Origin of the sequence: Bacillus xiamenensis, from assembly GCF_000300535.1 — a bacterium.
GTDB lineage: Bacteria > Bacillota > Bacilli > Bacillales > Bacillaceae > Bacillus > Bacillus xiamenensis.
The window spans coordinates 16,880-35,774 of the sequence record NZ_AMSH01000024.1 but is presented as its reverse complement, the minus strand read 5'-3'; the positions used below and the strand labels follow the sequence as shown (position 1 = coordinate 35,774).

Annotated in this window: 19 protein-coding genes; 6 read left to right on the top strand and 13 right to left on the bottom strand. The window is 43.3% G+C overall.

Annotated elements, in window-relative coordinates:
* Window positions 1–7: 7 nt before the first annotated feature.
* The 4 genes from BA1_RS09620 to BA1_RS09605 all read right to left on the bottom strand — a co-directional run bounded on the left by BA1_RS09620 (window position 8) and on the right by BA1_RS09605 (window position 4,420).
* Window positions 8–883, bottom strand: a complete 876-nt coding sequence (locus BA1_RS09620) for an alpha/beta fold hydrolase (protein ID WP_034738998.1) — start codon at window positions 881–883, stop codon at window positions 8–10.
* A gap of 113 nt (window positions 884–996) precedes the next feature.
* Window positions 997–1,362 (bottom strand): VOC family protein, encoded by a 366-nt coding sequence (locus BA1_RS09615; RefSeq protein WP_008358234.1) that lies wholly within the window; start codon window positions 1,360–1,362, stop codon window positions 997–999.
* A gap of 100 nt (window positions 1,363–1,462) precedes the next feature.
* Window positions 1,463–2,845: an amino acid permease gene (locus BA1_RS09610; RefSeq protein ID WP_008358233.1), complete on the bottom strand. Its 1,383-nt coding sequence runs from the start codon at window positions 2,843–2,845 to the stop codon at window positions 1,463–1,465.
* 66 nt (window positions 2,846–2,911) lie between these two features.
* Window positions 2,912–4,420: a class I adenylate-forming enzyme family protein gene (locus BA1_RS09605; RefSeq protein ID WP_008358232.1), complete on the bottom strand. Its 1,509-nt coding sequence runs from the start codon at window positions 4,418–4,420 to the stop codon at window positions 2,912–2,914.
* A 262-nt stretch (window positions 4,421–4,682) separates the two neighbouring features.
* Here BA1_RS09605 and BA1_RS09600 point away from each other — a divergent pair, with 262 nt between their 5' ends.
* Window positions 4,683–5,120 carry a MarR family winged helix-turn-helix transcriptional regulator gene (locus BA1_RS09600; RefSeq protein ID WP_008358231.1) on the top strand — a complete coding sequence of 146 codons (438 nt, stop codon included), beginning with the start codon at window positions 4,683–4,685 and terminating at the stop codon, window positions 5,118–5,120.
* A gap of 471 nt (window positions 5,121–5,591) precedes the next feature.
* Here BA1_RS09600 and BA1_RS09595 read toward each other — a convergent pair whose 3' ends face one another.
* From BA1_RS09595 to BA1_RS09585, 3 genes are all read right to left on the bottom strand, one after another.
* Window positions 5,592–6,614 (bottom strand): quercetin 2,3-dioxygenase, encoded by a 1,023-nt coding sequence (locus BA1_RS09595; RefSeq protein ID WP_008358230.1) that lies wholly within the window; start codon window positions 6,612–6,614, stop codon window positions 5,592–5,594.
* 80 nt (window positions 6,615–6,694) lie between these two features.
* A complete protein-coding gene (locus tag BA1_RS09590; protein ID WP_008358229.1) occupies window positions 6,695–7,258 on the bottom strand; it encodes a TetR/AcrR family transcriptional regulator in 564 nt (187 codons plus the stop codon).
* 45 nt (window positions 7,259–7,303) lie between these two features.
* The gene (locus BA1_RS09585; RefSeq protein ID WP_034738989.1) at window positions 7,304–8,788 is read right to left on the bottom strand and encodes an amidase; all 1,485 of its coding nucleotides are present in this window, start codon (window positions 8,786–8,788) and stop codon (window positions 7,304–7,306) included.
* A gap of 169 nt (window positions 8,789–8,957) precedes the next feature.
* Here BA1_RS09585 and BA1_RS09580 point away from each other — a divergent pair, with 169 nt between their 5' ends.
* Window positions 8,958–10,589, top strand: a complete 1,632-nt coding sequence (locus BA1_RS09580; RefSeq protein ID WP_008358227.1) for a S8 family peptidase — start codon at window positions 8,958–8,960, stop codon at window positions 10,587–10,589.
* Window positions 10,590–10,625: 36 nt separating this feature from the next.
* Here the strand turns inward: BA1_RS09580 and BA1_RS09575 are convergent, their stop codons facing one another.
* Window positions 10,626–11,162, bottom strand: a complete 537-nt coding sequence (locus tag BA1_RS09575; protein WP_008358226.1) for a ribonuclease FAU-1 family protein — start codon at window positions 11,160–11,162, stop codon at window positions 10,626–10,628.
* A 114-nt stretch (window positions 11,163–11,276) separates the two neighbouring features.
* Between BA1_RS09575 and BA1_RS09570 the strand changes: the two genes are divergently transcribed.
* Window positions 11,277–11,483, top strand: coding sequence for a hypothetical protein (locus BA1_RS09570; protein ID WP_008358225.1), 207 nt, complete (start codon window positions 11,277–11,279; stop codon window positions 11,481–11,483).
* Window positions 11,484–11,540: 57 nt separating this feature from the next.
* Here the strand turns inward: BA1_RS09570 and BA1_RS09565 are convergent, their stop codons facing one another.
* Complete coding sequence (locus tag BA1_RS09565) at window positions 11,541–12,077, bottom strand: GNAT family N-acetyltransferase (protein WP_008358224.1); 537 nt, start codon at window positions 12,075–12,077, stop codon at window positions 11,541–11,543.
* A gap of 212 nt (window positions 12,078–12,289) precedes the next feature.
* Here BA1_RS09565 and BA1_RS09560 point away from each other — a divergent pair, with 212 nt between their 5' ends.
* Window positions 12,290–13,507 carry a multidrug effflux MFS transporter gene (locus BA1_RS09560; protein ID WP_008358223.1) on the top strand — a complete coding sequence of 406 codons (1,218 nt, stop codon included), beginning with the start codon at window positions 12,290–12,292 and terminating at the stop codon, window positions 13,505–13,507.
* Between the two features lie 29 nt (window positions 13,508–13,536).
* Here the strand turns inward: BA1_RS09560 and BA1_RS19295 are convergent, their stop codons facing one another.
* The 4 genes from BA1_RS19295 to BA1_RS09540 form a co-directional block, all read right to left on the bottom strand.
* Window positions 13,537–13,698: a hypothetical protein gene (locus BA1_RS19295; RefSeq protein ID WP_008358222.1), complete on the bottom strand. Its 162-nt coding sequence runs from the start codon at window positions 13,696–13,698 to the stop codon at window positions 13,537–13,539.
* Window positions 13,695–14,282 (bottom strand): DUF1700 domain-containing protein, encoded by a 588-nt coding sequence (locus tag BA1_RS09555; RefSeq protein ID WP_008358221.1) that lies wholly within the window; start codon window positions 14,280–14,282, stop codon window positions 13,695–13,697. Before BA1_RS09555 ends, BA1_RS19295 begins: the two co-directional genes overlap by 4 nt.
* Window positions 14,275–14,592 carry a PadR family transcriptional regulator gene (locus BA1_RS09550; protein WP_008358220.1) on the bottom strand — a complete coding sequence of 106 codons (318 nt, stop codon included), beginning with the start codon at window positions 14,590–14,592 and terminating at the stop codon, window positions 14,275–14,277. The genes BA1_RS09555 and BA1_RS09550 overlap by 8 nt, the downstream gene beginning before the upstream one ends.
* A gap of 693 nt (window positions 14,593–15,285) precedes the next feature.
* Entirely contained in the window at window positions 15,286–16,116 is an 831-nt protein-coding gene (locus tag BA1_RS09540; RefSeq protein WP_008358218.1) for a YitT family protein, read from the bottom strand.
* Between the two features lie 335 nt (window positions 16,117–16,451).
* Between BA1_RS09540 and mmuM the strand changes: the two genes are divergently transcribed.
* Both mmuM and mmuP read left to right on the top strand, forming a co-directional pair.
* On the top strand, window positions 16,452–17,390 hold the full coding sequence (mmuM, locus tag BA1_RS09535; protein ID WP_008358217.1) for a homocysteine S-methyltransferase: 939 nt from the start codon (window positions 16,452–16,454) through the stop codon (window positions 17,388–17,390).
* 46 nt (window positions 17,391–17,436) lie between these two features.
* Window positions 17,437–18,840: an S-methylmethionine permease gene (gene mmuP, locus BA1_RS09530; protein WP_008358216.1), complete on the top strand. Its 1,404-nt coding sequence runs from the start codon at window positions 17,437–17,439 to the stop codon at window positions 18,838–18,840.
* The last annotated feature ends 55 nt before the right edge of the window (window positions 18,841–18,895 follow it).

Below are 18,895 nucleotides of genomic sequence, written 5' to 3'. Positions count from 1 at the left end.
CCTTTGATCAGAGCTTTTTGCTTGATTTGAGAAATTCGAGTATGAGCTTGTTCACGACATTTGGTTTCTCATGATTAATCCAATGTGAGGCATCATCGACAAAAATCAGCTGTCCATTTGGGCAAATCTTGATCGTTTCCTTTGCCAGCTTTCTGCTTAGAAACTTGTCCTCCATTCCCCAAATCATGCGGACAGGAACTAAAATTCGTTTGGAAATCGGCTTTTCAAAACCGCCTTTTTTAATAGCCCGATACCAATTCAGCATAGACGTAATCGCTCCAGGCTGCGTCCATGCCAGCTTATAGCTTGAGACATCTTCCTTCGTGAACAAATGGGGTCTAGCCGTCAATCCAATGGCTTCATCCAGCCTTTGAAAGTGATTTTCTTGAAGCGCCGCCTCCGGTACATTCGGAAGCTGAAAGAATGCAATATAGGAGCTCTTTTTCCACTGCGGCGGATAAAACGGGAGAACCTTCATCATTACACGCGGATGCGGCATATTGACGATGATTAATTTCTCGACATATTGAGATCGGGTTGAAGCCAAATGCCAAGCAACAGCTCCGCCCCAATCATGTCCGCCGACAATGGCCTTTTGATTTGGACTCAGCGCCTTAATCAATCCCACAATATCATCTCTCAATTGATCTAAGACGTATGATTCGACTCCTTCTGGTTTGTCACTAAGATGGTACCCCCTTTGATCAGGAACGATGACGCGATAGCCTGCCTCTGCTAAGGGCATGATTTGATTTTTCCAGCCGTACCAAAACTCTGGAAACCCATGCAGCAGAACAAGAAGCGGGCCATCTACAGGGCCTGCCATTGCTATATGGAGCTTGATACCATTTGTTTGGATATATTGAAATTCAACTTTCTCCATTGATTTTCCACCCTTCCCCATGTCGTATGATTCTTCCAACATAGCATATTTTCCATTTTTCAGAAAATAAAAACACTCCCCAAAAAAACCCTCACAGATGTGAAGGTCTTTGTTTATTTTATATAATTCAGCACCCATATCAGACCATTCTTCCGGTCTTGTACTTGTCCGTGAAGTGCACCAAAGAACGTATCCTGTAATTCCACCAGCACATCTCCGTCCGCTTCAAGCGCCTCATATACAGCCTTTAACTCTTCTTCATTGTCAAACTGCATGATCAACCTCAAATTCTCTGGCTTTGGCGTGCGCCCAAACGTATCTGAAAAATGGAGCAGTGATTCTCCAAGGTGCAATTCAGCATGTAATATACGGTCTTGATGTTCATTTAAGATATGAATCTCTCCGCCAAAAATCCCTTGATAATATTGAAGAGATTCCTTCACATCTTCTACGACAATATAAGGACTAACGCTTATCATATCCCTCATCCTCCTCTTATTCCGTACAGTATCTCTTATATAGTTTATCCCAAATCGTAAGAAAAAAGGCACAAATCGTCAACGGATTTGCACCTTTTTCTTATGAAGATTTCGCTAACTCACTGTGTTTATTAGAATACGCTGCGTACATGACGACACCGATGAACAGCCAAACCCCAAAGTACAGCCATGTCCGGCCCGGTAAATTGAGCATAAGAAACACACAGCAGCCCATTGAAATGATCGGCAAGACCGGCACAAAAGGAACCCGGAATCCCCTTTCAAGCTGCTTATGCGTCTTTCTCAAGATGAGAACAGATAAGCTCACCATCGCAAACGTTAATAATGCACCGATATTGGCTAGGTTGGACAGGTTCTTCAAATCAATAAAGCCTGAAATAACAGCTGTCATTCCGCCAATTACCCATATACTTGCAACAGGGGTATCACTTTTGTTTGTTTTTGAAAACACTTTAGGCAATAGCCCGTCCCGCCCCATCGCATAAGCAATTCGAGTGGCCGCATAATTATTGGCGAAAATCACAGCCATCAATCCAATGACGGCACCGACAGAAATAATACCAGCCACACTATTTTGATGCACACTTTGCAGCACATAGGACATGGCCTCTGTCACATTCAGCTTCGTATAGTGCACCATGCCTGTCATGACCAAACAAACGACAATATAGATGACCGTACAAATAAGCAATGAACCAATGATACCAATTGGGAGGTTCCGCTGTGGATTTTTCACCTCTTCTGCAGAAGCCGAAATGGCATCAAACCCTAAAAAGGCAAAAAACACAGCAGCTGCACCGGCAATAATCCCTTCCGTACCAAACGGCATGAACGGCTGCCAATTGGCTGGCTCTACATAAAAACCACCTACTACAATGAAAAGAACGATAATACCAAGTTTCACAAACACCATGATATTATTGAATGTTTTACTTTCCTTCGTTCCTCTAGATAAGATCCACGCAATCAGTAAAGCAATGATAATCGCCGGCAAATTCATATATCCGCCTTGTTCTGGTCCCGCTAAAAATTGATGTGGAATCGAGATTCCAAATCCCTCCAGCAGACTGTTAAAATAACTGGACCAGCCGCTAGCTACAGCCGAAGCCGTCAGCATATAAACAGATAATAATGTCCAGCCCATAAGATGGCCCACGAGCTCACCCATCGTTGTATATGAATAAATGTAAGCACTGCCGAACACAGGCAGCGCTGAAGCCATTTCTGCATAACAAAGTGCTGCTAAACTGCACACAATCGCTGCGATCGCAAAGGAGAAAATGACAGCCGGTCCTGCATCCTTAGCTGCTGTAATTCCGGTCAACACCATGACCCCCGTCCCGATCACAGCCCCTATACCAAGGAGCGTGAGATCGAGCCCGCCCAGTGTTTTCTTTACCTTTTGCTGTCTACTCTGTTCTAACAAATCGTGAATGTGTTTCTTACGAAGAATATGTCGCAAACCCTTTCCCTCCAAAACGTTAGAAAAACAAAAAATCATTCAAATTTCATTATAGCAGAATAGATACTACGCATTCACAACCAATTCACGTAAATCTTTCTTCATGATTTTACCAAGCTTATTTTTTGGCAGTTTCTGCGCGAAATGAATGGACGGAACTTTGTAATCTGCCAAACGTTCTTGGCAATAGTGCACAACATCTTCTTCGCAGAAATCAATGGATTCGTCCTTCACAATATACGCACTTGGCACTTCACCATATACATCATCTGGTACACCAATCACAGCTGATTCAATGACACCTGGAATTTGTTCAATGACTTCCTCTACTTGGTCAGGATAAATATTATCCCCGCCGTACACAATCACATCCTTGTATCTGCCTGTGATATATAGAAAACCGTCTTCATCTAGATAACCTGCATCCCCCATATGGAACCAGCCATCTTTGAGCACCTTCTCAGTCGCTTCAGGCTGCTGATAATAGCCTAGAAAGTAAAATGGGCTTCTCATAACGACTTCGCCAATTTCTCCAGCCGGCAGTGTTTCCTTTGTCTCAGGATGCACGATTTTCACTTCTACGTCCGCATCAACTTTACCGGCAGACCCCATTTTATCTTCGCCCATTGCAGGGTACCATGCACTGACAATCCATGCTTCGGTACTTCCGTAGCCATGCATCATTTGAATGCCCGCCTCGTTGTAATCCTTGATCAAACGTACTGGCACCTTCGTACCGCCAGAAATCGCAATTTCAAAGGACGAAAGATCATATGACCTACGTTTCATCTCTTCCAGCATATACGTATAAGCTGATGGGAAGGCCATCATAAACGTAATTCGTTCCTTTTCAATCGTTTCTAAAATACGCTTTGGTGTTGCATCATGCAAAAAGACAAGCGTATACCCTTCAATTGCCGCTGCGATAAGATGGTTGATTGAGCTCATATGATATAGAGGGTGACTCGCCAAATAACGTTTTCCTCTTAGGTCAAATCCTCGATTCCCGTGTCTTGTTAAAAATTGATAGAGTCGTCCATGTCCGACCATACAGCCTTTCGGATTGCCTGTCGTACCAGAGGTAAACAAAATCATCGCTAGATCCTCTTCTGACACCTCATCAGCAAGATCACTTCCATCGTTTGAAGCCAATATGTCTTCAAATAGTTGCGTTGTTTTTGCATTCACACCGGACTCCACCACCAAGCAATCCTCTAAAGACACATTCACAGCGGCAATGATGTCACGGAATTCTCGGTCAAAAAATAAAGCCTTTGGCTCTGCTTTTTTCAAAATACCTTCCAGCTCAAAGGAGGTAAGCTGCCAGCTAAGCGGCACTGCGACTGCACCTGCTTTGATGGCTGCCAGCATAATCGTAGAAAAGTGGTGATGGTTTTGACAAATAAAGCAAACACGGTCACCTTTTCGAATTCCTTTACGATGTAAGTAATGAGCCAGCTGATCAATGCGTTTTGCATATTCTTCAAATGTATAAGACACACCCCCGCCAGTTACCGCTTCAATGTGTGAAGAGCGTTCCATTCTGTCGTTTAGTAATGCCTGTAAAGTATTCAATATCTTCATCTCCAAACGTTTGATTTCCAATAGCCAATTTCCAGAGAATTGGATTGGAAGATTTTATCTCATTCACATTCTAAAATAAAAAAAGACGAAAGTAAAATCATTTCATTTTAGAATTATTATTTTTGTTAATTGATAATATAGGTAATTTTATATTCGACTTCCATTTTGGTTTAAATGATGGTGATTATTATGATAAGATAGACCTAGTAACTGATCGGAAAATGCGAATGCAATAGGAAAAGAGGTATGGAGAATGCAACATTTCGAGCTAGAGGCCAGTTTGTTAGACCATGCACTGACAAAGTATTTAAAGGCGACGAAACGAATAGATGAAAAGAACATTCCGAAAAACGTCACGAATATCAAAGGGTTTATTTTACGCATCATCTACCGCCATCAATCATGTACTGTGAAAAATATTCTGCAGGAAGTTTCATTATCTCCCTCTGCAACAACAACCGCTCTCAACCACTTAGAAGATGAAGGGCTGATTATCCGCTCTAGAAATAACAATGACCGCCGTACGGTGTGGATTACACTCTCTGAATCAGGTGAACAAATAGCCAAACAAATGATCGACAATCGCCAGCTACTTGTCAATCAACTGTTCAACCATTTATCAGAAGAAGATAAAAAAACATTTTTTGAATTAATTGAAAAAATGATGGACGATCGCACATTAAAGGCTTAGGAATGCTCCTAAGCCTTAGATTGTTGACAAAGAGCTAAAATGATCTTTATTTTAGCCCTTTGTCTTCTTTTCAGCGTGACATGAAAACCTTTGCAGTCTAGGTAGGACGAGTACCGGCGCGGAGCGAATTCAAGATTCGTGAGCACCGGCACGCAGGACTGACAAAGAATGCGAGGGTTTGTCTACACGCTGAGGCTTAGGAATGCTCCTAAGCCTTTCTTTTTATGGCTTTAAGGTGACCTTTATACAATCATCCTGTTTCTCGTTGAATATGTCATACGCATGAGCGGCATTATCTGACAGCTCTCACACGCATCTCCACCTTTCACTCAAGTCAACTTTTATATAGCTTCACCTTGAATGGATGGATCATGCATATGATCAGGATGATCTGTCACAGAAGGAAAAACGAAAAAGCCCGCCGATCCATTCGGCAGGCTTTTGATGACAGCTATGTAACGTGTGATACAACTATTCTGTTTCTACAAAATACACATCATACTGAGCGAATGTCTCCCGATCGATCATCAGGTTCTGTTCCTGTATAAAATAAGGACACATACTTGGATTTTGTGCTTCTTGAAACTGTTCATACACCTGATCAATATCCCCAGGGAGCAGCAACATCAAAAATTTATTTGAATGAGACACTAATTCATACGAGTGAACGGTATTCGGAGGAATATAAGCAAAATCACCCGGCATCAGGCAAATATCCTCTCCGTTTAACTGAAGATTCATTCTGCCTTCAACACAATAAATTGCTTCTGTATGAACTTGATGATAATGCGGCCGGAAACCTTTTCCCTCTGTCCCTTCAATCACAAAATGACTGAATCTGCCTCCTGTTGTTTCTGTTGTCGCAATCAGCTCATGAAGCTGACCTTCGACAATGTATTGCTTCCCTTCACCAGCCTCTAATACATAGGGCTGCACTGCGCGAGGGAGCTGACTATGAAACAAAACGGCTGGCTTGGTTGTATTAGACAGCTCTCTCATGCCATGCATCAGCATGAGATCGTTCTCTTTTTCAGCCTGCTGAAAGGCGTCTGCATCAAATGCATAATCGGTCATCGGCCATTCATTCTGCAAACCCCGCTTGCCAATTTGCTGATAGACATCTGTCATTTGTCCGCCCAATGTATATGAAATAAACCTTGTTTTGTGACTATGCATTCTGTAGCCATGGATTGTTTTGGGCGGAATATGAATATAATCGAAGGCGGTCACCATATATTTTTTACCGTCAAGCATCACTTCAAGCTTACCTTCCAGCACAAAAACGGTTTCAAACAATGCCTCGTGACAATGCAAGGGAAAGTAAGCACCTTTACCGCCTGTGATTAAGGCAAGCTCAAACAGTTGATTCGTTTGATTTGCTTCTGCCAGCACATGCACAAGCTGATTTCCCAGCCCATACAGCTCCCCTGAACCAGACACGGTATAAAAAAAGGTACCTTCGGATTGCTTGATCGATTGTGGTTGCTCCGACATCCCATCACTCCTCATGACTAATTGACTATCTTTATTATATAGACCAATTGATATAATAGATAGACAATATGCGAGAGATTTTACTCTGCTCGCATAAATAAGTGTCTAAGGTAGCATTTTACGTGCTCTAAAGGTGTCGTTTGTTTGAGTGCAGTGGTCATCGATAAACCACCAATGACCATTGAATGAAGAAGGGATGCCAGTTCATCCGCCTTTGCTTCTTCATATCCGCTATTCATCAATTTTTCTTTGACAAGCTCTTGCCAGCGGATCATTTCTTGTTTGCATGCAGCATGAAGCTGTGTATGCTCAGGCTTTGACTCAGCTGCCAGCAAGACAATCGGAATGCCTCTTTCGTTTTCTTTCTCCTCAAATCCCTTGATGATGTTGGTCATAAAGCGATCGATGGCGATATAGGGGTCATCTGAATAGGCAAAGCTTTCTTCAATTTGATTGATGACCTTTTGACTAATATATTCAACGGCTGCTATGGCTAGCTCTTCTTTTCCATTTGGAAAGTAATAATAAAGAGATCCTTTCGGCGTGCCGCTCTCTCGAATGATTTGATTCAACCCTGTCGCATGATACCCCTGTTTACGTAAAAGAAGTGCGGCCGTTTGAATGATTTTGTCTTTCGTACTCACGTATGACACTCCTTTCCTCCATAGACCAACGGCGATTTCACCGTATTATTGATTCAGTAATTGATGAGTGCCTTTCCATATTGAGGATGATTCCATCTCTGACGCCAGTCTGAGCAGCCAGTCCTCTTTTCCTTTTGGAGCTGTCACCTGAACCCCTAAAGGCATGCCTGCCTCTGTGAGATGAACTGGAACACTCATAGATGGCTGTCCGGTGAGGTTGGCAAGCTGTGTAAATGGGGTGTAGGTCAAACTCTTTAGGAACATCTCATAAATCAAATCCTGCTGTGCTTGCATTGAAAGCTCTGACACACGTAACAGTGCGGCTATTTCCTGATCGGTATGCATAAGCTCACCAACCTTTGGAGCTGAATAGGCAGTAGCTGGTGTCACATAAAGATCGTAGGTTTGATGAAATGCGGCCATTTGTGCAGCAGCCATATCCCATGCATCAAGACTTTCTGTATAAGCGGCAGCCGTCACATTCTTTCCAGCCTCCGCCAGCACCCATGCCACAATGTCTGTTTCCTCCGGCTTCACAGAACGCCCTAATGAGCGAGCTAATGAGGTAAATAATGCAGACATTTCTCCGCTGTTCATGATGTAATATTGCTGCATCAGATGGACACCATCAATGTCCGGCTTCATTTCCTCTAGTTGATGCCCTTGTTCACTCAGCCATTTCACTGTTTTTAAGACCGCCTGCTTCGCTTCCTCACTGACCTGCGTACCAACTGGAGAGTCTACACTGTAAGCAATTCGCATAGAAGATGTGCGTTTCACAAGGTCCTCCTGATAGCTACCGTCATATAACGGGGTTTGGAAAGCAGCTTCTGGCTGAATAACCTGAAGCAGATCAAGAAGTGCTGCACTGTCTCGAACGGTCTTTGTGAGCGTAAAGTCAATGGAAGCCCCTTGCCACTGTCTACCTGCACCCGGACCTACTGGCGTTCTCCCCCGTGTTGGCTTGAGTCCAAACAAACCAGTAAACGATGCCGGGATACGAATGGACCCGCCGCCATCACTCGCTCCCCCCGCAGGTACGATCCCGCTTGCCACAGCTGCAGCCGTCCCGCCGCTTGAACCGCCCGGAGAATACGCAACATCCCACGGGTTTCTCGTTGGACCATACAAGGCGGGTTCAGTCACATTTCTCAAACCGAATTCTGGTGTGTTGGTATGACCGATCATGAGAAATCCCGCCTGCTTCAATCGATGAACAAAATGGGAATCCGTTTTCGCCTTAGCCTCCTTTAACACTGCAGCACCTGCTGTCAGCGGTTCATTGGCCAGCCCTTGCGATATATTTTTCAGCACAAATGGCACACCTGCAAATGGCTGATGCTGCTGTAATGGCTGGATGTCTTTTAACACTTGATCCTGTCTCGTCCGAATCACCGTATTTAGCGCTGGATTGACTTCTTCTAATCTAGCAAATGCAGCTTGTACAAGTTCTTCGGGTGCGACCTCTTTTTTCCGTACAAGTGCTGCAAGTCCCGTCGCATCATACGTCATATACTCTTTTACGTTCATCGGCATTGTCCTTCTTTCTCTTAATATGTCTCTCTATTGTCTACTAGAATTCTATGAATTTCAATTTCGACATACTTGTCAAAAAACTTTCTGTCCAGACTATAATTCTTCTAACGATCTATCTCATTTCTCCGATATAATAGAGGAAAACAGACGGAGGTCATCTCGTATGCAAGGAGCCATTGCCTTGAAAAAGAATATATTCGTGGTCATCGCGTTTCTTCTTGCTTTGACAACTGCTTTGCCCCTCCATTCGCAGGCAGCTGCACCGCCAAAAGAAACAGATGTCATCATCGTCTATAAAAACCAAAAAGGAAAACAAACTGCGATTCAAGAAAGTGAAAAAGTGAACGCTCAGTACATACACCTTCCAGCTGTAGCGGTGACAGCAGATGAACAAGCTGTCACCTCACTTAAAAAAGACCCAAACATCGCCTATGTCTCAAAAAATGTGAAGGTCAAACTCGCTTCTTCTACCGTGAAAAAAACCGCTGCTGCCATTGGTCAGGATGTGTTGGTACAAAAATCTTACAATCTGCAAAAGCTCAATATTAAGCAAGCGATCAAAGAAGGCGTGACAGGGAAAAATGTCAAAGTAGCCGTCCTCGATACTGGAATTTTCCCACATGAAGATTTAAAGATCGCCGGCGGTAAATCATTCGTCGATTACACGTCCTCATATAAAGATGATGAAGGACATGGCACTCATGTCGCCGGCACGATTGGGGCACTCAATAATGATTATGGTACAGTCGGTGTCGCTTCTGATGTGAAGCTGTATGCGGTGAAAGTGTTAGATAAAAAAGGAGAAGGCGACCTATACAGCCTGCTACGAGGCATTGATTGGGCGATTAGCAATAAGATGGACATCATCAACCTTAGCTTAGGCTTTGAAGATAATATCCCCATCTTGCATTCAGCAGTTGATGAAGCATATAAAAAAGGACTACTGGTGGTCGCTGCCAGCGGAAATGATGGGAAGAAAAATGCGATTAGCTACCCTGCCGCTTACAGTAGCGTCATTGCCGTTTCCGCAACAACTGACAAAGACAAACTCGCGTCTATTTCCAATACAGGAAAAGAAATTGAATTTTCCGCCCCTGGCGAGAACGTCATCAGCACCTATTTAAAAAATGAATATTGGTATGCAACGGGTACATCACAAGCTGTACCGCATGTCACAGGGATGCTTGCGCTGTTAAAACAGCTGCATCCGAAGAAAACAAATGTACAGCTTCGCACCTTATTACGCAGCTATACAGTGGATCTTGGCGCGAAAGGGAAAGATTCACAATTCGGCTATGGCCGCGTGCAATATGTTCCCCAATCAACCTTTTTAAAAGCTGCGACCAGTGCGGTTAAGACTGCTGAAACATCTAAAAAACAGGCAGATGTCGATCAAGCCAAAACGAGAATCGGCCGACTCACTGCAAGCAAACAAAAAACAACACTCACAGAACGGGTGAAAAAAGTCCAAGCAAACATTGATATCCGTTCCGCCCGTGCAAAGGTCAAAACAGCTGAAAAAAACAAAACGCAGAGCTCGATTAAAAGCGCCCAAACGGCCATTAACAAGCTAAACAAAGGCAAAGAAAAAACAAGCCTGCAAAACCGACTCGACAAAGTCAAAAAACAAGTCGCTTATCAAAAGAAAGTGACAGATGCCAAACAAAAAGTAAAAAAAGCTGAAGCCAAACGAACAAAGAAAACAAAAGCAACAGCTCAAAGTGCAGTCAAACAACTAAAAGCATCTAAAACGAAAACCGATTTACAAAAACGGTTAAATCGTATCAAGGTCTGACAAAAAAACGATTCCTCGCTTAAAGGAATCGTTTTTTTATTTTAGAATCGGTTCAAACAAAGTGTGATGGTATCTTCCTTCGGCATCTGATCTCAATCGACCTAGTATACGCTCTAATGAACCGATGACATCGCTTAGTGCTTGATGGACCGAACCATTTTCAAAAGAGGCTAAACTCTCCGGCAATTCCTCTTCATCCAAAACAAAGACATCACCATTTGGGAGAACGAGAAGGTCAATCATCAAATCGTTAAAAATGACCATCTGATCTTTGAACTGCGTATTTCTGACGATATTCAAATAGGAGCCAAGTTCATTGCCTTGATCATCTCTCCAAAAATATACATTGTAAGGCCGGTCCGTCCAATAATAGGCGGTCGTATAGCTCCCTTTTGGGATCGTGACAGCACCATCACCAGCAATCATTGTAAACGGGTCTTGAATTTTATGAAACAAGACGACTTGCTGCTCCTGTGCGTCTAACAGCTGACAAGTATGTTCCACAACCTCATCATCGTATTTGATTTTTCTCTCGATTACGTCATCCCAAGAATCTGCATGTAGCCGAAACAATGTGTCACAACCCCTTCTGCATCTACTTCTTATTCCAGTATACACTGATTTCCTTTGAAGAAATAAAGGTTAACTGCTGCTGTTGATGGAAGACATATGGTGAGGTGAAAATGAATGAACGGGATCACAATCATCGAAACCGTAGCAGAGCTTGGACAAATCATGTTGGTTTTTTGCGGCTATGCCCTTTACTGGCGGCTTGTGAAAACGAAAAGAGAAAGAAAGCTGACCGTTTATGAACATGTGTTGAAATTTTTTGTCATGTTTGGTTTAATCTCATGGTGCTTATCGTATATGGTACTGAACGTATGGGTGTCATGAGAAAAAGGAAGAGCCTCGTCCATGCAGGACATGCTCTTCCTTTTCTTATACGGCGTATTATGAGCCAGCCGGCTGTTCTTTTTTGATCACATACTGATAGCTCTTTACATGCGTTCCATTTTGATTCACAAATTCCTTATCAAGTGCCCGCTCAAAGCCCATTCTTTCATATAAACGAATGGCGGCCTGCATTTTATCCGATGTATGAAGGTACAGGACGTTCTCGCCCCACGATTGCGTGATTTCAATACTTTTACGTAACAATGACTCCGCGATTCCTTTTCCTCTCACATCAGGATCTACCCCTAAAAACCGAACAATCGCGGAAGTAATGCCCATTTCAGGCTTGTCATACGCTTGTTCAGATGACCGAAACATTTGAAGGGTTCCCACAACCTTCCCCTCAAGCTCCGCCACAAGCATAAGCTCCATGTTTGGGTTATCCACAGCCGCTCGCAGTGCCGCAGAATAATTTTGCCAGCCTTCCTCTGTAAATTGAGGCTCATACTGTGCGTATGATTTGATCAGTACGTGTCTAATCACCTCATGATCTTCTCTCACTGCTTCACGTATGATCAGCTCTTGCTGCTCCATAACAGCACCTCCTATTGTCTATTGAAGGATATACGTATCATGCAATCACTGCATGCCGATGATCTTGTTTTCAATCTCTACTCATTCAATGTAAAGAGTCTCAATCGAAAGATCAATCATTTTGCACGAAATCCGATTTGGACATTTTTCATTGAAAAGAAACGACGTATTCATTATGCTGATTTGAGGACATATACGAGGAGGGTCATTATATGAATACTTTATCTTATCCCCAAGAATCGAAAAAAAATCGGTTCCTCCTTGCCGCGCTGCTTGGCTCTTTAACAGCCCTTGCACCGCTGGCAATGGATATGTATTTACCTGCTTTACCTAATATCGCGCGGGATTTTGAAGCCAGCACGGCGCTGTCTCAGTTAAGTCTCATGGCTTGTTTGATTGGACTGGCGCTTGGGCAGCTGATTGCCGGCCCAATCAGTGATACGGTCGGCAGAAGAAAGCCGCTGATGATCGGATTAATCATTTTTATTGCGGCCTCTCTTTTATGTACAGTGGTCACATCCATTTGGACATTCATTCTTTTAAGACTGATTCAAGGGCTCGCTGGTTCAGCTGGCATTGTCATCGCAAGAGCCATCGTGCGAGATCATTATGAAGGATCAGAGATGACGAAGTTCTTTGCTCTGCTCATGTTAGTCAACGGGGTTGCCCCGGCAGCCGCACCTATCGTGGGCGGACAAATTTTACGATTCACAACATGGCAGGGGGTGTTTGTTCTACTAGGAATCCTTGGGGCATTGATGCTCCTAAGATCAATGTTTTCACTGAAAGAAAGCTTACCTGTGGAACGCAGACAGACTGGAGGCTTTCAACAGATTATCGGTGCGATGAAAATTCTAGCGAGTGATCGACTCTTTGTTGGCTATGCTCTCTCACAAGGTCTTGTCTTCGCCGCCATGTTTGCGTATATCTCTGGATCACCGTTTGTACTGCAGGAGATTTTCAACCTTTCTCCTCAAGGCTTCAGCGCTGCCTTTGCAATCAATAGTCTTGGGATTATCACAGCTGGACAAGTATTTGCTCGAGTCGCTGCGAAAATTGGTGAGGAGAAAGTCCTTCGCATTGGATTACTGACAGCTGCTTTAGGGGGCGTCACCTTGTTTTTGATGATCTCTATTGATGCAGGGATGTATGGCATTCTCATCCCATTGTTTTTTGTGGTGTCAAGCGTTGGGATTGTCGGTACTTCTGCTCCCTCCCTTGCCATGCAGCATCACGGTGCGCATGCTGGAAGTGCGGCCGCCCTCATCGGTGTAGCGCAAATGCTTTTAGGCGCATGCATGACACCTCTTGTCGGACTCGCCGGAGGCCAGACTGCCTTTCCAATGGGGCTGATTATTATGCTCTGTGATGTTGGCGCACTTTGCTGTTATATCTTCTTTGTAGCCCGAGCGAAAAAAAGACCCGCATAAGCGGGTTTTTTTGGCTTCGTGATGGCAAGCTACCAATTAATGGTGCGGAAAACGTTGGACTGATCGTTTGTATGATATGCATCTAAGTCAAAGCCTGATAAACCAAAACCAAGAGCGGCTACAAAACCACCTACAATGGTGAAAATGATGCCCCATGTGATGCATTTTTTCTTTAAGTCATTCACCTTCATATTCTCACGACCTTCTTTCTAAACATCCCCATAAATGCCTTACTGGTTTGGACCGTCATGTGCGTGAATAGCTTTGTTAAATACACTGTGGCAATACCGCATAATAACCCTACACCTAAAAGAAGAATACCAAGCCCAAACTGCGTCACCGCCACATGCAAACCGTCCTGATAGATAAACGGAGTACCAATGATGCTCCAACATCCTCCAAGCAGGCCAGACAGCGTCAATGCACCCGTCACAAGGGGAATGCACCAAATCACCATGTACACAGAAAGAATAAGCAGGATCACTGCCGCTAGAATACTTCCCCATAAAGGAAAGCCTAAAATGAGGATCGAGAACCTCGTCGCCTTTTCTCCAAATGTAGGCACTTCTACGGTTTTCATTCCTTGTTCCTTCATAATGCCTTCAGCAATGATTGCAGGCTGCCCTACTTGATGAACCGCTTCCTGTTCACTGTACCCATCTTCCTGATAATCCTCGATCATTTCATCGTAATATTCGATAAACCGCTCACTTTCTTTTTCGCCCAGACGATGCAGATGCTTCTCTAAGCTGCTTAGGAACTCTTTTTTATTCATTGCTCTGTCCTCCAGAAATAAAGTCGTAAATCTCCATCACCTGGTCCCATTCATCTAAAAATTGCGCGATATGCTCCCGTCCGCTTTTTGTCATCCGGTAGTATTTTCTTAACCGGCTGTTATGTTCTTGTGAATAGGTCTCCACATAATTGTTTTGTTCTAACCGCTTTAATATCGGATATAATGTCGACTCGGACATCTCAATACAATGAGATATATCTTTAATGATTTGATAACCATAGGAATCGCCTTTCTTTAATACCGCCAGTACACAAAACTCCAATAAGCCTTTTTTTAGTTGTGCATTCATGTTTACAACTCCTAACCATTTATACTATACATTACATAGTATGATGTGACAAGAGGTATCTTTCCCAACTTCTCACACGCAACATACCTATAAAGTTTCATGCAGGAAGTATCTCTTTTTTCAAGGCTTCACCTGATCAAGATAAATCTAGAGTGTGTCTATTGTAGACAACAAACATAAACAAGAACGAATATTAATAAATTAGGAAACAACCAATTTATTCTCTTTATTTTAAAGGGATATGTTGAATTGCATGGAATTAAAAAGTGAATTCAACATGGCTTATCCTTATTTTAATCATACTAAGTTTTACGAAAACTCAACTCGAAAAAAAGTGATGAGAACGGAAGAAAGTGGAAAATTCTTTTCAACTCAACCAATACCGGCTAGTTGTAGACCTTAAAAAAGAGGAGTGGTGATCTTGAATAGAGCGTTGAGCAATTACCTCACGTTAGTTATTACATTAACTTTATGTTATACCGTGTATTTGTTCATCTTCAAACAACCTTTTACCATTACACCCATCATCCTGTTTGTGGTGGGAGCGGCCATTGCTGAGTGTATACGCTTTTTCGTTCTGAAAAGTAACGAGAAGAAAGAGGATACCCTAAAAAAATAGTCACTTAAACATAAGATCACTCGACATATGAAAAGACACCCCCACTTTATAGTGGATGTGTCTTTTTTTACTTTTTATATATTCACAAATCCTTCTCCAAACACATCCCGCACGTCATGGACAACAACGAATGCATCTCGATCAATTTTCTTAATAATTTTCTTTAGACGCATAAGCTCTTGTTTTTGAATGACTGCATAAAGAATTTCCTTTGATTCCTTTGAATAATGACCGCGTCCATTTAAGATCGTCACGCCTCGGTCAAGGGTGTGGTTGATTTCTTCCGCAATATCATCTTTACATGAAGAAATAATCGTGACCGCCTTTTTCGTATTGAGCCCTTCTATGACGAAATCCATCACCTTAGTCGCCACATACAGCATCACAATCGTAAACATTAATTTTTCCGCACCAATAATAAAATAGGAAGCAAAGACAACGATTAGATCAAAGAACAAGATGGCATAGCTCACGTTCCAGTCTAAATATTTGTTGGCCATTCGCCCAAGAATAGCGGAACCCGCCGTTGTTCCGCCTACTCTTAATACAAGACCAATTCCAATTCCGATAATGATTCCCGCGAAAATAGCACCAATGATCAATTCATGTACATGTACCACCCATGTAGTGGTCAAGTGTAAAAATAGGGAGTTACTTGCGACAGCTACCACTGTGTAGATCGTGGTCTTCTTGTCCAAGTATTTATACCCCACAAGTAATAAGATCGCATTCAACACAAGGTTCGTCAGCCACGGTGCAATCTCAAACAAATAATAAAAAATGATGGACAGCCCTGTTACACCGCCTTCACCAAATTCAAGCGGAATGACAAACATGTTTACTGCTGCAGCGAATAAAAAAGAACCGACTAGAATCATCGCAATATCTTTCACACATTTTTTCAATTTCTTCTTTCCTCCTTTTTTAAGCATATAAAAAACCCTCTTTCTGCACGAAAGAAGACAGTCGTTGGACAACATAAAATCAAAAGACGGCGCCTTTTGATGAAGCTTTCTGAAATGAACCTTTCCATAATATATATCTCTTTTTAGAGGCTGTCAATGACTTGTTATTCTATTATTTTGACTGTATGTTTATGCACTGAAATCCGCATGTTTTCAGGGTTTTTACGCCCTCCTATGCTTTTTCCTCTCCTTGACAAAAACACTTTAGTCATTTAAACTACTGCCTCATATCATATCCATTATTTCCGATCTAAAAAGGAGGCTGTTCAATTCATATGAACCCTATTCAAAGCCGATTACAGGCTCACGCACCTTTAATTTTAGACGGTGCACTTGCAACGGAGCTTGAACGAAAGGGCTGTGATTTAAACGACAGTTTATGGTCAGCCAAAATCCTCATTGAACAGCCAGAATTGATTCAGCAAGTACACTTGGACTACTTCCAAGCAGGTGCTGACTGTGCCACAACAGCCAGCTACCAAACGACGATTGATGGCTTCGCTGAAAAAGGCTATACAAAAGAAGAAGCCATTGCATTAATGAAACGATCTGTCACTTTAGCGAAAGAAGCATGCGAACTGTTTTGGCAGGATGAAACACGTCGTGAGGGGCGCACAAAACCATTTGTCGCTGGATCAGTAGGACCATTCGGCGCTTATTTATCTGATGGTTCAGAATATAAGGGAAATTACAGGCTGTCAGAGCAGGCACTCATTGATTTTCACAGACCAAGAATTCAGGCATTAGTAGAGGCTGGTGCAGATATTCTCGCATGTGAAACCATTCCTTGCCTGATTGAAGCAACGGCTATCGCAAAGCTACTTCAGGATGAATTCAGCGGTGTATATGCATGGATCACGTTTAGCGCAAAGGATGATCTGCACATTAGTGAGGGAGATTTGCTGAAAGACTGTGTACAAGCACTTGAGCCATATGAGCAGATCGCTGCTGTTGGCGTAAACTGTACACCGCCTCAATTTATTTCTTCTCTCATTCAAGAGATGAAAAAAGGGACGAGCAAACCAATTGTGGTGTATCCGAACTCAGGGGAATTATATGACCCTAAAGAAAAGGTATGGAGCGGAGATACGTCCCACCGTACGTTTGGAGAATGTGCGCATCAGTGGTACAAAGACGGCGCACAAATCATCGGCGGCTGCTGCCGGACGACACCAGAAGATATTACGGACATCTTAAAACAGGCAACATCGTAGCACCATGAATCAACACACATACTTCTAAGCAAAAGGGCGGGAAGACATGGAACAAGCAAAAGATCAGTCACAACAATATCAACGAAAAATGACGAGCCGGCACCTATTCATGCTTTCTTTAGGGGGCGTGATTGGTACAGGACTCTTTTTAAGCTCAGGATACACCATTCATCAGGCCGGACCTGCGGGAACGATTCTGGCTTATCTTGTTGGGGCATTAATTGTGTATCTTGTGATGCTCTGTTTAGGTGAACTGTCTGTCGCAATGCCGGTTACCGGGGCGTTTCATACGTATGCAACAAAATACATTGGGCCTGGTACGGGGTATACAGTCGCTTGGCTTTACTGGCTGACATGGACAGTGGCACTTGGTTCTGAATTTACAGCAGCTGGACTTTTAATGCAGCGCTGGTTCCCAGATACATCGGTTTGGATGTGGAGTGGTGTTTTTGCGCTTCTCATCTTTTTACTCAATGCATTTACAGTCAAGTTCTTTGCAGAATCCGAATTTTGGTTTTCTAGCATTAAAGTCATGGCCATTATTCTCTTTATTATCCTTGGCGGAGCTGCGATGTTTGGCTTGATACCATTAAAAGGCGGTGAGGCCGCTCCGTTCTTTTCTAACTTCACTGGAGATGGCGGACTTTTCCCAAACGGCTTTTTACCGATCTTCATGACGATGCTCGCCGTCAATTTTGCTTTTTCCGGTACGGAGTTGATCGGGATTGCTGCGGGTGAAAGCGTCAATCCAGATGAGACCATTCCTCGGGCGATTCGGACGACGGTGCTGCGCCTTGTTCTGTTTTTCGTCGGAACGATCGTGGTCTTAGCTGGCTTAATTCCTGTAGAAGAAGCAGGGGTGATCAAAAGTCCATTTGTCGTGGTATTTGACCGCATCGGTATTCCTTATGCGGCGGATTTCATGAATTTTGTCATTCTGACGGCGATCTTATCTGCCGCAAACTCAGGACTATACGCCTCATCCCGCATGCTCTGGTCACTTTCTGAGGAACGGACACTTCCAAAGAAACTAGCGAAATTGACACCAAAGGGAATTCCTTTGAATGCACTTATTTTAAGTATGATCGGCGGTATCCTCTCTTTGCTATCAAGTGTGATCGCACCAGAAACGGTGTATCTTGTCCTTGTTTCCATCTCTGGACTCGCCGTTGTTGTGGTGTGGATGGGGATTGCTGCTTCCCAGTTCATGTTTCGCAAAAGATTTTTACAGGAAGGCGGACAGCTTCATGATTTATCTTTCCGAACCCCGCTCTATCCGGTGGTTCCGATTGCTGCCTTCCTCCTGTGCCTTGCATCTGTGATCGGCATTGCCTTTGATCCAAATCAGCGGATTGCCCTCATCTGCGGCATTCCTTTCATCGCGCTTTGCTATGCTGCCTATTACGTGACGGCTTGGATTCGCAAACAACGAGAAGAATCTGGTGTATAACACTAGGCAGCGTGTAGACAAACCCTCGTATTCTTTGTCAGTCCTGCGTGCCGGT

What these genes read in the sequence shown, in the direction of transcription:
- BA1_RS09565 (WP_008358224.1), bottom strand. Translation starts at nt 12,077, where the DNA reads ATGGAGCAGCAAGAGCTGATCATACGTGAAGCAGTGAGAGAAGATCAT.
- BA1_RS09620 (WP_034738998.1), bottom strand. Translation starts at nt 883, where the DNA reads ATGGAGAAAGTTGAATTTCAATATATCCAAACAAATGGTATCAAGCTC.
- BA1_RS09585 (WP_034738989.1), bottom strand. Translation starts at nt 8,788, where the DNA reads ATGAACGTAAAAGAGTATATGACGTATGATGCGACGGGACTTGCAGCA.
- BA1_RS09580 (WP_008358227.1), top strand. Translation starts at nt 8,958, where the DNA reads ATGCAAGGAGCCATTGCCTTGAAAAAGAATATATTCGTGGTCATCGCG.
- BA1_RS09555 (WP_008358221.1), bottom strand. Translation starts at nt 14,282, where the DNA reads ATGAATAAAAAAGAGTTCCTAAGCAGCTTAGAGAAGCATCTGCATCGT.
- mmuP (WP_008358216.1), top strand. Translation starts at nt 17,437, where the DNA reads ATGGAACAAGCAAAAGATCAGTCACAACAATATCAACGAAAAATGACG.
- BA1_RS09615 (WP_008358234.1), bottom strand. Translation starts at nt 1,362, where the DNA reads ATGATAAGCGTTAGTCCTTATATTGTCGTAGAAGATGTGAAGGAATCT.
- BA1_RS09560 (WP_008358223.1), top strand. Translation starts at nt 12,290, where the DNA reads ATGAATACTTTATCTTATCCCCAAGAATCGAAAAAAAATCGGTTCCTC.
- BA1_RS09570 (WP_008358225.1), top strand. Translation starts at nt 11,277, where the DNA reads ATGAACGGGATCACAATCATCGAAACCGTAGCAGAGCTTGGACAAATC.
- mmuM (WP_008358217.1), top strand. Translation starts at nt 16,452, where the DNA reads ATGAACCCTATTCAAAGCCGATTACAGGCTCACGCACCTTTAATTTTA.
- BA1_RS19295 (WP_008358222.1), bottom strand. Translation starts at nt 13,698, where the DNA reads ATGAAGGTGAATGACTTAAAGAAAAAATGCATCACATGGGGCATCATT.
- BA1_RS09600 (WP_008358231.1), top strand. Translation starts at nt 4,683, where the DNA reads ATGCAACATTTCGAGCTAGAGGCCAGTTTGTTAGACCATGCACTGACA.
- BA1_RS09550 (WP_008358220.1), bottom strand. Translation starts at nt 14,592, where the DNA reads ATGAATGCACAACTAAAAAAAGGCTTATTGGAGTTTTGTGTACTGGCG.
- BA1_RS09595 (WP_008358230.1), bottom strand. Translation starts at nt 6,614, where the DNA reads ATGTCGGAGCAACCACAATCGATCAAGCAATCCGAAGGTACCTTTTTT.